General features: G+C 53.5%; 16 protein-coding genes. 3 read left to right on the top strand and 13 right to left on the bottom strand.

Annotated elements, in window-relative coordinates; genetic code table 11:
• Positions 1–54: 54 nt before the first annotated feature.
• The 5 genes from G006_RS0108030 to G006_RS0108010 all read right to left on the bottom strand — a co-directional run bounded on the left by G006_RS0108030 (position 55) and on the right by G006_RS0108010 (position 3,686).
• Positions 55–600 (bottom strand): glutathione peroxidase, encoded by a 546-nt coding sequence (locus G006_RS0108030; protein ID WP_235048842.1) that lies wholly within the window; start codon positions 598–600, stop codon positions 55–57.
• Positions 601–672: 72 nt separating this feature from the next.
• On the bottom strand, positions 673–1,290 hold the full coding sequence (gene ureG, locus G006_RS0108025; RefSeq protein ID WP_020482661.1) for an urease accessory protein UreG: 618 nt from the start codon (positions 1,288–1,290) through the stop codon (positions 673–675).
• Between the two features lie 83 nt (positions 1,291–1,373).
• Positions 1,374–2,048 (bottom strand): urease accessory protein UreF, encoded by a 675-nt coding sequence (locus G006_RS0108020; protein ID WP_020482660.1) that lies wholly within the window; start codon positions 2,046–2,048, stop codon positions 1,374–1,376.
• Positions 2,038–2,469 carry an urease accessory protein UreE gene (gene ureE, locus G006_RS0108015; RefSeq protein WP_020482659.1) on the bottom strand — a complete coding sequence of 144 codons (432 nt, stop codon included), beginning with the start codon at positions 2,467–2,469 and terminating at the stop codon, positions 2,038–2,040. Before ureE ends, G006_RS0108020 begins: the two co-directional genes overlap by 11 nt.
• A 407-nt stretch (positions 2,470–2,876) precedes the next feature.
• Positions 2,877–3,686, bottom strand: coding sequence for a hypothetical protein (locus G006_RS0108010; protein ID WP_020482658.1), 810 nt, complete (start codon positions 3,684–3,686; stop codon positions 2,877–2,879).
• Between the two features lie 175 nt (positions 3,687–3,861).
• On the opposite strand from G006_RS0108010, the gene G006_RS0108000 reads away from it, so the two are divergent.
• The 3 genes from G006_RS0108000 to G006_RS0107990 all read left to right on the top strand — a co-directional run bounded on the left by G006_RS0108000 (position 3,862) and on the right by G006_RS0107990 (position 6,746).
• Positions 3,862–5,045 (top strand): IS3 family transposase gene (locus tag G006_RS0108000; RefSeq protein WP_235048809.1). Its coding sequence is split into 2 segments (ribosomal slippage): positions 3,862–4,126 and positions 4,126–5,045, totalling 1,185 coding nucleotides; the frame shifts between segments, so codons are not numbered across the junction.
• Between the two features lie 689 nt (positions 5,046–5,734).
• Positions 5,735–6,091 (top strand): hypothetical protein, encoded by a 357-nt coding sequence (locus G006_RS0107995; RefSeq protein WP_020482657.1) that lies wholly within the window; start codon positions 5,735–5,737, stop codon positions 6,089–6,091.
• Positions 6,092–6,176: 85 nt separating this feature from the next.
• The gene (locus G006_RS0107990; RefSeq protein ID WP_020482656.1) at positions 6,177–6,746 is read left to right on the top strand and encodes a hypothetical protein; all 570 of its coding nucleotides are present in this window, start codon (positions 6,177–6,179) and stop codon (positions 6,744–6,746) included.
• Between the two features lie 93 nt (positions 6,747–6,839).
• On the opposite strand, the gene ureC is transcribed toward G006_RS0107990, so the two are convergent.
• From ureC to urtC, 8 genes are all read right to left on the bottom strand, one after another.
• Positions 6,840–8,543: an urease subunit alpha gene (gene ureC / locus G006_RS0107985; RefSeq protein WP_020482655.1), complete on the bottom strand. Its 1,704-nt coding sequence runs from the start codon at positions 8,541–8,543 to the stop codon at positions 6,840–6,842.
• Positions 8,540–8,857, bottom strand: a complete 318-nt coding sequence (locus tag G006_RS0107980) for an urease subunit beta (RefSeq protein ID WP_020482654.1) — start codon at positions 8,855–8,857, stop codon at positions 8,540–8,542. Before G006_RS0107980 ends, ureC begins: the two co-directional genes overlap by 4 nt.
• A 130-nt stretch (positions 8,858–8,987) precedes the next feature.
• Positions 8,988–9,290, bottom strand: coding sequence for an urease subunit gamma (ureA, locus tag G006_RS0107975; protein ID WP_020482653.1), 303 nt, complete (start codon positions 9,288–9,290; stop codon positions 8,988–8,990).
• A gap of 1,285 nt (positions 9,291–10,575) precedes the next feature.
• Positions 10,576–11,427: an urease accessory protein UreD gene (locus G006_RS0107960; RefSeq protein WP_020482650.1), complete on the bottom strand. Its 852-nt coding sequence runs from the start codon at positions 11,425–11,427 to the stop codon at positions 10,576–10,578.
• 12 nt (positions 11,428–11,439) lie between these two features.
• Positions 11,440–11,748, bottom strand: a complete 309-nt coding sequence (locus tag G006_RS0107955; RefSeq protein ID WP_020482649.1) for a hypothetical protein — start codon at positions 11,746–11,748, stop codon at positions 11,440–11,442.
• A gap of 113 nt (positions 11,749–11,861) precedes the next feature.
• Positions 11,862–12,635, bottom strand: a complete 774-nt coding sequence (locus G006_RS0107950; protein WP_020482648.1) for an ABC transporter ATP-binding protein — start codon at positions 12,633–12,635, stop codon at positions 11,862–11,864.
• Complete coding sequence (gene urtD / locus G006_RS0107945) at positions 12,635–13,444, bottom strand: urea ABC transporter ATP-binding protein UrtD (protein ID WP_020482647.1); 810 nt, start codon at positions 13,442–13,444, stop codon at positions 12,635–12,637. Before urtD ends, G006_RS0107950 begins: the two co-directional genes overlap by 1 nt.
• Positions 13,441–14,553, bottom strand: coding sequence for an urea ABC transporter permease subunit UrtC (gene urtC / locus G006_RS25190; RefSeq protein WP_051067673.1), 1,113 nt, complete (start codon positions 14,551–14,553; stop codon positions 13,441–13,443). Before urtC ends, urtD begins: the two co-directional genes overlap by 4 nt.
• Positions 14,554–14,725: the final 172 nt, after the last annotated feature.

Raw genomic sequence — 14,725 nt, 5'->3', positions numbered from 1 at the left:
TCGTCCGAATAAAAAATGCCGGCATGCCGCCGGCGAGAGGTGAGGTTTACAACACTATTTAGCGGATAGCAAGGCGCTGATCTTCGAATCCAGCTGTTCCGGCGTCACATCGCTGGGAAAGGCCGCCACGCTATTTCCGCTACGATCAATCAAGTATTTGTGAAAATTCCAGGCCGGCGCCTGCCCAGTGGCTTTAACTAACTTTTGGAAAAAACCGTTCGCCCCTGTCCCCTTCACCTGGCTTTTTTCCAGCATGGGGAAGGTCACGCCGTAATTGATATAGCAGACGTTAGCGGTTTTCTCCGCTTCGGCGAACTCCTGATTAAAATCGTTGGATGGGAAGCCGACTACCACCAAACCTTGATCCTTATACTTTTGATACAAGGCTTCCAGACCTTTGAATTGCGGCGTGTAGCCGCAATTGCTGGCGGTATTGACGGCTAGGATCACTTTGCCTTGAAACGCCTGGCAAAAATCGATTTGCTCATGGGAGCGAAGCTTGGTCATTTTGTAATTCAACAATTCCGGGCAAGTCTCGGCTCCGGCTACCGACACGGAGCAAGCCCACAAGCTGGCTATTAAAAACGCGGTTTTCATCATTTTTCCCTCCTAATCCATTATCCTTGAGCATACCAGTGCTGGCTAAAAGTCAACCTTGACTGACTATCGCCATTAATGCGTTTGCAGCATGCCTTGCTTGACAATAAAGTCAGCGACCGCTTCCAAGCCATTGCCGGTTTTGATATTGGTAAACACGAACGGCCGCTCGCCGCGCATCTTTTTCGCATCGCGGTCCATCACTTCCAGCGAGGCGCCGACGTAAGGCGCCAGATCGATTTTATTGATCACCAATAAATCCGAGCGGGTGATGCCGGGGCCGCCCTTGCGCGGAATCTTGTCTCCGGCCGACACGTCGATCACGTAAATCGTCAGGTCAGCCAGTTCCGGGCTAAAGGTGGCGCTGAGATTGTCGCCGCCGCTTTCTACCATTACAAAATCCAGCTCTGGCCAGCGCTCGCACAACTCATCCACCGCTGCCAGATTCATCGACGCGTCTTCGCGGATGGCGGTATGCGGGCAGCCGCCGGTTTCCACGCCCAAAATCCGCTCTTCCGGCAAGGCCTGGCTACGAATCAAGAACTGCTGATCCTCGCGGGTGTAAATATCGTTGGTGACCACGCCGATCTCGTAATCGTCGCGCATCTTCTTGCACAAGGCATCCACCAGCGCTGTCTTACCCGAGCCGACCGGGCCGCCGATGCCTACTCGTAATATTTGTTTATCAGTCATGTTTTCATCCAAAGTAGCCCGGATGTAATCCGGGGTGAAGGTTGCTCAAACCTCGATTGCATCGAGGCTACGTTTTTGTTGTTTCACGATCTGAATAGCCGCGAATATTGCATCTCATGCCGGCTGCTGGCCAGCGTCCAGCCAAAGCAACTGCCGCCGATTTCGGCATCGGTTAATTGCAAAGCCTGATCGACCAAAGCCGGCAATTCCCCCGCCAGACTTTTTAATAGCTTTTGCCCGGCCACTTGCCCCAACGGGACCAATTTGACCGCGCACAACACCTGATTTTCCAGCCAGCCCCATAGATAACCGGTGACTGCGTCAGTTTTGCTGATTTGCCATCGTGTTGCAGCCAGGGCAAACAAAGCCGCCAGGGTGGCATCCGGCCGCTTTTGCCAAGTCTCCGCTTCTGGTAATTCCAAGTTCACCAGTAAGCGTGCTAAGGCTTGGCCGGTTTGTCTATCCTCTGCGCGCAATTCGGCGGTTTCCCGACAGGCCATCAAGGTTTTGCTCCAAAGTTCTACTCCAGCCAAATCGTTCGCGTGCCAGGCGTCGTAAAGCCGAGCCAGAATCGGCGCATCCACTTGGGTTAAGCCATTTTGCAACAAGCCGTGCAGCCAGTCGGCCACTTGCTCGGTGCTGGTAAGCCAGCCATCGTCTACCGCCCGCTCCAGCCCTTGCGAATAGCTGTACATGCCGATCGGCAAGCCGGGGCTGACCAGTTGCAGCAGCCTTATCAGAGACAAATCAGTGACCATGGCTATGATACGCGCCGCTTTCCGGTTCAAAGGGCAGGGTGTGATGTTCGACCGTCAACCCCAAACCCACCAGCATTTGATCCAGCACATGATCGGCCAGGTAACGCAATTCGTCCGGCAGAATTTGCAGGGCGATATGGCGGTTGCCCAGGTGGTAACAGGCTTTGGCGAACAATAATTGGTCGCTGCATTTCACCACCGACAATTGCTCTGGCGCTGCGTCGATGCGCACTTTAAAGCCTTGGCCGTTGGTTAGGATTGCCCCGTGTCTTAGGGTTTGGCCCCGGGGTAAAAATACGCCGACTTGGATGCCGCCTTTTGTGGTTGCCGGTTGGCGGGATTTTTGCCGGGCCTCGAAGGGGAGGGTTAGGGTGTCGTCGGGGGTTTCTTCGGTATTGGTGGTTTCGGTGAGTTTTAGCATTGTTTTACTTTGTGTAGGTTGGGTTAGGCGATAGCCGTAACCCAACACGTTGGCTGTGTCGCTGTCGCGACGGGTTTTGTTTTAAGTCGGTTTCACGAAACACATGCATGTGTTTCGCCCTAAGGGTGCTCCGCATGCAAATCGGTTATCCTACCGATTTGTCGGCCCGACAGCCGAGGTACTTTTCTTTGGGCGGTCAAAGAAAAGTGCCCAAAAGAAAGGCCGCCCCATGCCGCTTTAATCCTGCGCGCCGAAGGGTTTGAACGGGGTGTTTCGAAGGGGCATCCCAGCCCCTGCGAAAAAAGCGCGGATTCCTGCCGCGCCCCTTCGGGCTGATCCGCTCAAACCCTCCCCAAATATAAAGCTCTCCAGTCAATTATCGCTCCGACCCCGACACTCTGGAATCGTTAATCTGACCTACGAGAGCTTAATGGCCCAATTTTCTTCTTAATAAAGGTTATTGAGGTTTCTGGAGGCATCTTATTAATCGTTAAGTCGCTAAGGGTTTTACCATTGTACTGGGCAGAAATTATTTTATCTTCCAGTAACTTTAGATAAATTAGGTTAGGCCTGTCTTTATCAATTAGAAAGTACTCCTGTTCTTGGGCAATTCGTTTGCCTAGGCCATATCCGGAATAAATAGTGAGAAATGAACAAAATAAAAGAAGGCTTAAATTATAAAACTTTATACCGAATGAGTTGAGAATGTTTTGAGCCAATGATTCGCTGCCATTAAATTTTTTTAATTCCTCTTCCTCTAGACTATCAAAATAACTTGCAAAACTTTTTGTCTTATCTTTCCTAAAAATGGGTGGTATAAAATAGATAATGATCCATATGATTAATATGATGGCTATCCAAAAATAATCACGCCACAGCCTAATTCCAAAAGCCATCATTGAAACAATCAACATCAAGCCAAGAGGCAGAAAGTGCTTGAGTAATATGTTTTTTATGGGATCTGATATTTTTATTGTTTTGCCAAATATACTGAATAATGATTGAGCATAAAATGCAATAAAACAAAACACCGAAAGCACATAACCAATAGCGATATAAATATTAACAGTAGATATCGAAATCAATTCAACTGGTATGTCAAAAATTGAATTGTATCCAGCCTCGTAGGCGATTGCCGTTGCGTAAGCAATCAATGGAACAATGGCAATCACTAGTGATTCAGTGACAAGATTACGCAGGTTATTGTTTGCATTCATGAATTAGCCTAGTAGGGTGGGTACGATTTAGTGCTCACGCGGAATTAATGCCAAGTGGTGGGCAAAATTGCCCACCCTACGCCTCAAATTTAACTTTCCAATCTTATCTGTAGTGGTCTAATAAAAACGGACACCCGAATAGGTTGATAAACTATCAACCTTCAAGGTGAAACGAATGAAACGAGAAAGGCGAAGTTTTGATGCGGCGTTCAAGCTGCAAGTAGTACAAATGATCCATGAACAGGGACTCACGGTTCCTCAGGTTTGTCAGGAGCTGAAGCTGGGCGAGACTGCGGTACGTCGCTGGCTGAAGCAGGTGCAGGCCGAGCAATCCGGTCAACCGGGCATAGGTAAGCCGTTAACCCCTGACCAGCAGCGGATTCGGCAGCTGGAATTAGAAAATCGGCAACTGCGTTCGGATAACGAATTGCTAAAAAAGGTTTCGGCCTTCTTTGCCAAGGAACTGCGATGAAACACCAAGTGATTCACCAGTTAACGGCAGAGAAGGTCGTCACGGTGCAGCAGGGTTGTCAGTTACTGGGCGTCAGTCGGTCGGGATGGTATGCGGCCCAGAGACGAGCACGGCAGCCTCAAGCGCTTTGCGGCACGCGGGTTCGACTGCGCAGTCTGTTCGAAGCCACCGGTCAATGCTATGGCAGTCGTCGTCTGCGCAAGGAACTGGCGGAACAGGGAATCGAGATTGGCCGTCATCGGGTGCGCAGCCTGATGAAGGAACTCCAGATCAAGCCGATCTGGAAACCCAAGTTTGTGCATACCACCGATAGCAACCACAACCTGCCGGTGTACGAGAACGTGTTGGATCGCCAGTTTGAGCAAGCCGAGGCCAACCGAGCTTGGGTCTCGGACATTACTTACATACGGACCCTGAGCGGTTGGCTGTATCTGGCGGTGGTGTTGGATCTTTATTCGCGCAAAATCGTCGGTTGGGCCATGGCACCCAACATGCCGACAGAACTGGTCTGCACCGCCTTGCAAATCGCCATCGCCCAGCGCCGACCGCCGCCGGGCCTGATCGTCCATTCCGACCGGGGTAGTCAGTACGCCAGTCACGAATATCGGGCGTTACTGGCCCATCATGGTTTTCAGGGCAGCATGAGTCGTAAGGGCAACTGCTGGGACAATGCCGTAATGGAGCGATTCTTTCTGAATCTTAAAATGGAGCGCGTCTGGCACCGCCAGTATGCCAACCATACCGAGGCCATCCGAGACGTGACCGACTATATCGTCAATTTCTACAACAGTCGGCGCTTGCATTCGTCATTGGGCTACCTGCCGCCCAACGGCTATGAAATGAAAATGGCAGATCAACAACCTATTTTGGTGTCCGAAAAAAGTTGACCACTACAATCTGCCGCGATGGGGTTTATCCCCTGATTTCGCGCAGGGGAGCTCGTAGGCTGGGTAGAGCAACGCGAAACCGAGCGATAAAGCTCAAAGCTGGGTTTACACTATCGTTCCAACCCAGCCTACCAAAAAACCTTTCCTGCACACAATTACCGCTGAAGTGGACTATTCCCGTTATTCCGCCCCGAGCATCGGAGCTTTTGGCGAGATTAGCCCGAAGGGGGAGCGGCAGGGATGCCGCTCGTTTTCGGAGGGGCAGGAAGCCCCTTCCGAAAACCCTCGCCAAAAGCGAGAAGCGCAGGATTAAGGCGGAATTCCGGGTGGCCTTTCTTTTGGTGACTTTTCTTTGGCCAAACAAAGAAAAGTCACTCGGCTGTCGGGCCGAGACCCGACATATAAAACACCCGTCGCGCCAGCGACACAAAAACCCAAAACCCAGCAAAGCTATATCCAATAAAACTGTGAAAAACCTCACACTTTCCCAGCCAACAACTTAACAGATAGCATCTCTCGATTTCCCTAAATTAACACCGTCCCCGCTAATTACGCCGCCAGCAAAACAGCAGCGTAAATGCCGCCGGACATGCTGCCCTTGAATTTCAAAGTAAGCCAATTTTTACCCGAGAAGCAAGTACAGCGTTAATTCATCCACTCGCGTGTTTAATTTACAAAAGGTGAAGGTCATGAAAACAATCAAAAATCTATTCTTAATGCTATCTGTCGTTGCCGCTTCCATGTTCGGTGCCAGTGCTGCCAATGCGGCGAGTTGCAGCGGAGGTTGGACCTATGTATCCGGCGTCTACGAATATAATGTAAACGGTACGACATACGGTTATATCTACACCGTGCCGGAACACAACGTACTGCCAGCCTATACCAACTATTTCGTAACCTATAACAAAGAGGCTTTGATTCAGGCCAAAATGGCGCTGCAAAACCATCAAAGTCTGTATTTGTATGGCGACTCAGGTACTGCTGCCTGCCCAACCACCGGATCTTACCGCTACCTAGGCACTTTAACTTATCTGTACGAATATTAATCGCTGAATCCGATCATGCGGAATCTTTGGTCTGATTCATCCGGCCGAGATTCCGCTCCGAACAAACTCAACCTAGGTCACGATCATGAATAAACTTGTCTCAATACTCGGTGTGGCTAGCGTTTTTGCGAGCGGATATTTTGCCGGTCAGCAATTCCCCGGTCGCGGCGAGAGTCAGCGGGCGGCGCTGCCGGAGAATACCGCTTCAGTTTTCGCACCTGTCATCGCGGTGGGCGCGAACAGAAAGCTCGATATTCCGCCGGCAAACGCCGCAATGTCTCCTGACACTCGATTACCCCCGCACGAGCGGCAGCGGCTGGCGCTCGCCAATAGCTTGTCGCCCGAGGATGAGGCGGCGCGTAGCGAAGCCAATACCGATATGATTGCGTCGATGCGAGCCAATCACTTACCGGAAGAGCAGGTTGCACAGATGGAGCAGACTCTGAAAGAACAAGAGTCAGCCGCAGCCGTTCAGCCTGAAGAACCGGTAGTGGAACGAACCAGCGCGGAATTGAGTGCTGAGTTGCGCGAAAGCCTAAAGCAATCCGGTGCTCCGCCGGAAATCATCAACGCCATGGCTCAGCAAATCGAAGCCGGCGCTACCACCACGGATGAACCGGTTCTACCGCACAAAAACCATACCCCAGGTTCCTAGTTTCAACTGATGGCGAATGCCGCCTCGCTGCCGCTTCATACAGTTTGTTTTCGGCAGGGCCACGGATGGCTCTACCGAAAACCCTGACCCTTCTCAAAACAAAAAATACCTCTGCGCCATCGGCAACACCACCGCAGGTTCGCAAATCAACAACTCCCCATCTGCCCGTACTTGATAAGTTTGCGGACAAACCTCCATCACTGGCTGATAGTCGTTCAACTTCAAATCCGCCTTACCGATATTCCGGGTGTTTTTCACCGTACCCACCCGTTTTTGTAGCCCCAATTGCTCGGCCAAGCCGGAAGTCACAGCCGCTTGCGGCAAAAAGATCATTGAAGTATTCGCGGCGGTGCGGCCAAAACTGCCGAACATCGGCCGGTAATGCACTGGTTGCGGGGTGGGGATGGAGGCGTTGGCGTCGCCCATCGGCGCGGCGGCGATCAGGCCGCCTTTGATGATCAAACTGGGCTTAACCCCGAAAAAGGCCGGTTGCCAGAGCACCAGATCGGCCAGTTTGCCGGCTTCGATGGAGCCCACTTCGTGGCTGATACCGTGGCTGATGGCAGGATTGATGGTGTATTTGGCAATGTAACGCTTGATGCGGAAATTGTCGTTTTGCGCGGTGTCGCTGCCCAAGGCGCCGCGCTGCGCTTTCATTTTGTGCGCGGTTTGCCAGGTGCGGATCACCACTTCGCCGACTCGGCCCATGGCTTGCGAGTCCGATGAAATCATCGAAAACGCGCCCAGGTCGTGCAAGATGTCCTCGGCGGCAATGGTTTCGCGGCGGATGCGCGATTCGGCAAATGCCACGTCTTCCGGGATGCTGGGATCGAGATGGTGGCAGACCATCAGCATGTCCAGATGCTCATCGACAGTGTTGACCGTGTAAGGCCGGGTCGGGTTGGTCGACGACGGTAATACGTTACTCAAACCACAGGCCTTGATGATATCCGGCGCATGACCGCCGCCGGCGCCTTCGGTATGGTAAGTGTGGATGGTGCGGCCCTTGAACGCAGCGAAAGTGTCTTCGACAAACCCCGATTCATTCAAGGTGTCAGTGTGGATCGCCACTTGCACGTCGTAGTCCTCGGCCACGCTTAAGCAGCAATCGATCGCCGCCGGCGTGGTGCCCCAGTCTTCGTGTAGTTTCAGGCCCATTGCTCCGGCTTGGATTTGTTCCTCCAGCGCGCCGGGCAGGCTGGCGTTGCCCTTGCCCAGCAAGCCAAAGTTCATCGGCAAACCGTCCAGCGCGGTCAGCATTTGTTGCAGATGCCACGGCCCCGGTGTGCAGGTGGTGGCGTTGGTGCCGGTGGCCGGGCCGGTGCCGCCGCCGATCATGGTGGTGACGCCGGAGCACAGCGCTTCTTCGATTTGTTGCGGGCAGATGAAATGGATATGGGCGTCGATGCCGCCGGCGGTCAAAATCTGGCCTTCGCCGGCAATGACTTCCGTGCCGGGGCCGACGATGATGTCCACGCCGGGTTGAATGTCGGGATTACCGGCCTTGCCGATCATGAAAATCCTTCCCTGCTTGATGCCGACATCGGCTTTGACGATGCCCCAATAATCGATGATCAAGGCGTTGGTGATCACCAAATCCACGGCCTGATCGTTGCCCAATTGGCTTTGGCCCATGCCGTCGCGGATTACCTTGCCGCCACCGAATTTCACCTCGTCGCCGTAGACGGTGTAATCGGCTTCCACTTCCAGAATCAAATCGGTGTCGGCCAGCCGCAAGCGGTCGCCGGTGGTGGGGCCGAACATGTCGGCATAAGCCGCTCTCGAAATCTTGCTCATGCGGTTTTCTCCAATGCGCCCATCACCTCGCCCCTAAAGCCGTAGACTTTGCGTTCGCCGGCAAAGGCCACCAACTGCACCTCGCGTTGCTGGCCCGGCTCAAAACGCACAGCCGTACCGGCCGGGATGTCCAATCTAAAGCCACGCGCCGCATCGCGGTCGAAATTTAGCGCCGGGTTGGTTTCGTAAAAATGATAATGCGAGCCAACTTGTATTGGCCGGTCGCCGCTGTTGGCAACCAGCACTTTAACGGTGGCGCGACCGGCGTTGAGTTCGATGTCGCCTTCGGCGGGGAAGATTTCTCCAGGAATCATATTGGGCTCCTTTTAAGTTTGTTTTTCCGCGTGGGCACGATAAATCGTGTCCACCCTACATGTTGGGTTTTCTTTGCTTTCTGACGGATTTTCGTAGGGTGGGCACAGGCTTTTTGTGCCCACGCGATGCCTAAACAATCGGCTCATGCACTGTTACCAGTTTGGTACCGTCCGGGAAGGTCGCCTCCACCTGCACCTCGGTCAACATCTCGGCGATGCCGTCCATCACGTCGTCGATGCTCAATAGCGTGCGACCATAAGCCATCAACTCGGCCACGGTCTGACCGTCGCGTGCGCCTTCCATGATCGCGGCGGAGATATACGCTACGGCTTCCGGGTAATTAAGTTTCAAGCCTCTGGCTTTGCGGCGCTCGGCGAGGAGGGCGGCAGTGAAGAGGAGGAGTTTGTCTTTTTCTCTTGGGGTTAATTGCATGGCGGTGCTTTTGTATGTTCGTGTTTGGCTTGGGTTGTGTCGCTAACGCGACGGTTTTTTATATGTCGGTTCGCGGACCGACAACCGCGATACTTTCTTTTGCTTGGCCAAAAGAAAGTATCCAAAGAAAAGGCCGCCCCATGCCGCTTTGATCCTGCGCTCCGAAGGGTTTGAACGGGGTTTTCGGAAGGGCTATCCATAGCCCTCCGAAAACGCGATGCATCCCTGCATCGCCCCTGCGGGCTGATCCGCTCAAACCCTCCGGTGCTCGGCGCGGCATCAGGGGAGAAAACCCTCCCAAAGTCTTAAGTACTAAAATCTGGATAACAGTATCTACCACGCTAGTTATTGTCATTTTGAAAAACTCTTGAGAACAAGGACAAGGGATATGAACACCAGACAGAAAATAAATGAGCGACAAGCGCATATGTAAGTGCTTCGGATGGATGAAGAGGACTAGGTATAAAAAAATACACTGCTGATAAAGTACTTAAAATCGAAAAGACTATTCTCGAAATAGTCATCTTTTCACTTAACTGTGACAGTGCCAAAAGCCAAGGCCAACACGCTATGCCCGCAAGCAACAACAAAACTCCTATTGAAAGTACTAGTTCTGTGCCTCCAAAACTTGAAAACTCGTCATGCATTCCCTGATGCTTAAAGAACGCAATTCCAACTAGCCCAATATTTATAAAGAATGATGTAAGTACAAAAACTTTAATAATAAATATGTTCATGAGCGATTTTTGAATTTGAAAGTTCGCAAGCTGGGCTGAACAAATTGAAGCGCATCGTTCGCGACAGATGCGCCTCCTATCGTCGGCAGCATCCTACAATAGAGCATGAAACTCAAACTACAAAATCATCCAAAAACCTTTGTTCGCGCCACGGGTTTAACACCCTATGCCGCGCCGAGCACCGAAGGGTTTGGACGGATCAGCCCGCAGGGGAGCGGCAGGGATGCCGCTCGTTTTCGGAGGGCTAGGGATAGCCCTTCCGAAAACCCTGTTCAAACCCTTCGGCGCGCAGGATCAAAGCGGCATGGGGTGGCTTTTTCTTTGGGTACTTTCTTTTGGCCAAGCACAAATTCGTCTGGAACGAATTTGAACAGCCGATAGGCTGGCCCGGAGGGCGAAAACCACGGATGGTTTTCGTAGCGAAAGTATCTCGGCTGTCGGGCCGAGACCCGACTTTAAAACAGCCGTCGCGCTAGCGACACTAAGCCCCTCACCCCAACCCTCTCCCGGAGGGCGAGGGAGTTAAACCCCCGAGCAAAATCAAAATTTCATGTCGCCCAAATCCTTGGCGCACAAACCTCTTTCCCAGCAACATCCCCCCTCACCAATCCCCAAACCCTCTCAAAAAAAACCTTCAACAAATCCGCCCTAAGATCCAAGCCCCGACAAATCAACAAACCCTCAATCAAAGTCGCCCCGCGATTAACCTCATCCCCTATCAATTCCTGCACCGCCGCCAACTGCAAAGCCGTAGCCGGATAAACAAACAGCGTTCCGAACGCTGAATGCCCAAACAAACCCCAACGGGCTTGGAAGGCTTCGGCATCCAGGCGCAAGCGTTCCAAGTAAACCAATCGCCCGGCATGGCTAATGCGCCAGTTTAAGGTCGCTGCGCCGTTCTCGAAGCCTTCGCCGGCGGCTGGGCGGCCCAAGGCCAATATTTCCCAGCCGATGAAGTGGGCCTGATCGGCCAAATCGATATTCATGCTGGAATTTAAGCGCGCACCTTCGTAAACGATAGTTTCCTGCGGCAGCCATTCCAAACTGGCGTTTTCAGCAACTGTGAGGTTGATGGTCTGCCGCGCTTCGCCGCCACCGCTGCGATAAAACTTGCCGGCGGCAGGGGTGGTGATGAGTGCTTGGGCATCGTTTTCGACCGTCGCTGAGATAGTCAAATGATCGCCTGCCACGACGCCGCCGGGTGGGTGCAGCAAATACACGTGGCAGACGCCGCCTTCCGGATAGAAGGGGCGTTGCACGGTCAACGGGCCGCGGTGGCTGCGGTTGACCAAGGCGGTTTTGGCACCGCGTTGACTAAAGCCCAGTGTTAATTCGGCTTCCCACGCCGTGGTATCAGTTGAGACCGCGGGATTGGCTGAAGCGACGCAGTTGGCTGGCATGGTGCGATTGGGTTACAAGTTTTTGGTCTTGGGCGCGATGGCCGAGTTTTCCGACAAAGGCGAATGCTGGGGTTTGTTTGCGGTACGCTGCCGCATGATATGCAATATAACCGGGCCGAACACGAATCCCAAAATTAAGATGCTGATCAGCAGGGTCGGTAGGTCCGGGATTTCAAACAAAGGATGCAGTGCGGCGCGGGTCAATTGCAATAGGTTGCCACCACCTTCCATCACCGCTTCGTAACTGGTATGTGCCTCGCTGCGCACTGACCACACCAATAACAAAGCACCCGCCGCCAGCAAAAGTTGTTCGGATTTCATCTTCCTTTCTCCCTGATCCTGCGTTGAATTAACACGATGGGCTATGCCCGTTTTGCAAATCTTCCTTTATGACCTTTAGGTTACTAGCCCCTCTTTTGCAAAGAGGGGAACATTCAGACTGTGAGGTAACGCTTGACCATATCATCGGCCAACTCGTCCATTGCACCGACCGCCACATGCCGGCCGCGATCCATGATGCAGAACTGATTAGCTACTTTACGAGCAAAGGGCAGCTTTTGTTCGACCAACAACACCGTCACCCCCAGTTCTTTATGGATACGGTCGATGGCTTGATGGATTTCGCCGGGTTCCGGTTTGGGAAGCGGTGTCGCCACGCCGCGCGACTTGTTCAGACGAATGATCACGTCGCCGATTTCGCTGACGATGTTGGGCTGGATGCCTTCGGTGGGTTCGTCCAGAATCAGCAGGCGCGGATTCAACACTAAGGCGCGGCCTATGGCCAATTGCTGCTGCTGGCCTCCCGACAGGTCGCCGCCTCGGCGCTTCAGCATTTGTTTCAATACCGGAAAAATCTCGAAGATGCTGTCCGGCACTTTTTTGATGCCGTGCTTGTTGGCGGCGCGCAGGCCGGTTTTCAGGTTTTCCTCCACGGTCAACAGCGGAAAGATTTCCCGGCCTTGCGGCACGTAACCGATGCCCAGTTCGGCGCGGGATTCGGCCTTGGCTTTGGCCAGTTCCACGCCGTCGAATTGAATGCTGCCGTCCGCGACCGGTAACAGGCCCATGATGGCTTTCAGTAAGGTGGTTTTGCCGACGCCGTTGCGGCCCATGAGGCAGACGCAGGCGCCGGCCGGTACGCGCAAATCCAGATCCCACAGGGTGTGGCTGGCGCCGTAGTATTGTTGCAATGCGCTGATATTTAACATCATCCCCCCAGGTAAACTTGGATCACACGCGGATCGTTTTGTACTTCGTCCATGGTGCCTTCGGTCAGTACCGAGCCTTCGTGCAACACTGTCACTTTACGGGCGATGCTGCGCACGAATTCCATGTCGTGCTCGACGACGACGATGGAGTGTTTGCCTTGCAAGGACAACAACAGTTCGGCGGTACGTTCGACTTCCTGATGAGTCATGCCGGCGATGGGTTCGTCGACCAGCATTACTTTCGGGTCCTGCATCAGCAGCATGCCGATTTCCAGCCACTGCTTCTGACCGTGCGACAGCGCGCCGGCCAATTGTCGTTGTTGGGCGGGCAGGGCGATGGTTTGCAGCACATCCTGGATGCGGTCGCGTTGCTCGCCGGTTAATTTATGAAATAAGGTCGGCCAGGTGCGTTTGTCGGTTTTTAAGGCCAGTTCCAGATTTTCGAATACGGTCAGGGCATCGAACACGCTGGGTTTTTGAAACTTGCGGCAAATGCCGGCCTGAGCGATGGCCGGTTCGTCCAGTTCCAGTAAATCGATGGTCTGGCCGAAAAACACCGAGCCGCTGTCGGGTTTGGTTTTACCGGTAATCACATCCATCAGCGTGGTCTTGCCGGCGCCGTTGGGGCCGATCAGGCAGCGCAATTCGCCGTCGTCGATGTACAGCGAGAGATGGTTCAGCGCTCGGAAGCCGTCGAAGCTGACGCTGACGTCTTCCATGTACAGAATCGGGCCGTGGCGCGCGTCGACTTCGCCATCCAGCGGCAGGCTGGCGCCGCCTTCAGTGGTAGTTGCAGCCGAGATCATCATGCCGGTTGTCCTCCGGTAGCGTTAAGAGTGGGTTTGGGTTTGCTGCGACGGCGCAGCAGGCCGACGATGCCGTCCGGCATTAACAAGGTCACCAGAATGAAAGCGCCGCCCAGGCAAAACAGCCAGGCGTCAGGCATCAGGCCGGTCAACACGGTTTTGGCGTAATTGACCAGCACCGCGCCGATGATCGCGCCGTACAAGGTGCCGCGCCCGCCGACCGCCACCCAGATGACGATTTCCAGTGAGTTGAGCGGCGAGAATTCGCTGGGATTGATGATGCCGACTTGCGGCACATACAACGCTCCGGCCAGTCCGGCCAGCATCGCCGCGAATACGAACACCCACAGTTTGAACAATTCCACCCGGTAACCGAGAAAACGCACCCGCGATTCCTGATCGCGAACCGCCGTGACGACGCGGCCCAACTTGCTATTCACGATCCAACGGCACAGCAACAGAGCGCCGATTAGGCTCAGGCCGGTCATCAATAACAACACCGAGCGGACTGCTTCGGATTGGATGTTGAAACCCAGGATGTCTTTAAAGTCGGTGAGGCCATTATTGCCGCCAAAGCCCATTTCGTTACGGAAGAACGCCAGCAGCAAGGCGTAGGTCAAGGCTTGCGTGATGATGGACAGATACACGCCGGTGACCCGCGAGCGAAACGCCAGCCAACCGAACACGAAGGCCAGCAAGCCGGGAGCGAGGAATACCATCAGCATAGCAAACCCGAAGTTCTCAAAGCCGTGCCAATACCAGGGCAGTTCGGTCCAGTTCAGGAACACCATGAAGTCCGGTAATTCGGCATTGCCGTAGACGCCGCGGGTACCGATCTGCCGCATTAGATACATGCCCATCGCGTAGCCACCTAAGGCAAAGAATGCGCCTTGGCCCAGTACCAGAATCCCGGCGTAGCCCCAGACCATGTCTAGCGACAGGCCGAGTAGGGCGAAGGTTAGGTATTTGCCGATTAGGGAGACACTGTAGGCCGAGAAGTGTAGAGCCGAGTCTTCGGGGAAGATTAGGTTACAGAGGGGGATTAATAGGGTGACGCTTGCTAGGGTGATTAGCACTGAAGCGTAGGTTTTGTCTTGGTTGAATATGTTCATAGCTATTCCGTTAAACCAAATTTTGTGTCGCTATCGCGACGGTTTTTTGTAAGTCGGGTCTCGGCCCGACAGCCGAGATACTTTCTTTTGCTCCGCCAAAAGAAAGTACCCAAAGAAAAGGCGGCCCGGATGCCGCTTTGATCCTGCGCGCCGAAGTTTTTGAATGGGGTTG

This window comes from Methylomonas sp. MK1, assembly GCF_000365425.1.
GTDB lineage: Bacteria > Pseudomonadota > Gammaproteobacteria > Methylococcales > Methylomonadaceae > Methylomonas.
This window is presented reverse-complemented; position numbering and strand designations above follow the sequence as displayed.

Coding starts and splice junctions, on each gene's coding strand:
- G006_RS0108030 (WP_235048842.1), bottom strand. CDS start 600: ATGATGAAAACCGCGTTTTTAATAGCCAGCTTGTGGGCTTGCTCCGTG.
- ureG (WP_020482661.1), bottom strand. CDS start 1,290: ATGACTGATAAACAAATATTACGAGTAGGCATCGGCGGCCCGGTCGGC.
- G006_RS0108020 (WP_020482660.1), bottom strand. CDS start 2,048: ATGGTCACTGATTTGTCTCTGATAAGGCTGCTGCAACTGGTCAGCCCC.
- ureE (WP_020482659.1), bottom strand. CDS start 2,469: ATGCTAAAACTCACCGAAACCACCAATACCGAAGAAACCCCCGACGAC.
- G006_RS0108010 (WP_020482658.1), bottom strand. CDS start 3,686: ATGAATGCAAACAATAACCTGCGTAATCTTGTCACTGAATCACTAGTG.
- G006_RS0107995 (WP_020482657.1), top strand. CDS start 5,735: ATGAAAACAATCAAAAATCTATTCTTAATGCTATCTGTCGTTGCCGCT.
- G006_RS0107990 (WP_020482656.1), top strand. CDS start 6,177: ATGAATAAACTTGTCTCAATACTCGGTGTGGCTAGCGTTTTTGCGAGC.
- ureC (WP_020482655.1), bottom strand. CDS start 8,543: ATGAGCAAGATTTCGAGAGCGGCTTATGCCGACATGTTCGGCCCCACC.
- G006_RS0107980 (WP_020482654.1), bottom strand. CDS start 8,857: ATGATTCCTGGAGAAATCTTCCCCGCCGAAGGCGACATCGAACTCAAC.
- ureA (WP_020482653.1), bottom strand. CDS start 9,290: ATGCAATTAACCCCAAGAGAAAAAGACAAACTCCTCCTCTTCACTGCC.
- G006_RS0107960 (WP_020482650.1), bottom strand. CDS start 11,427: ATGCCAGCCAACTGCGTCGCTTCAGCCAATCCCGCGGTCTCAACTGAT.
- G006_RS0107955 (WP_020482649.1), bottom strand. CDS start 11,748: ATGAAATCCGAACAACTTTTGCTGGCGGCGGGTGCTTTGTTATTGGTG.
- G006_RS0107950 (WP_020482648.1), bottom strand. CDS start 12,635: ATGTTAAATATCAGCGCATTGCAACAATACTACGGCGCCAGCCACACC.
- urtD (WP_020482647.1), bottom strand. CDS start 13,444: ATGATGATCTCGGCTGCAACTACCACTGAAGGCGGCGCCAGCCTGCCG.
- urtC (WP_051067673.1), bottom strand. CDS start 14,553: ATGAACATATTCAACCAAGACAAAACCTACGCTTCAGTGCTAATCACC.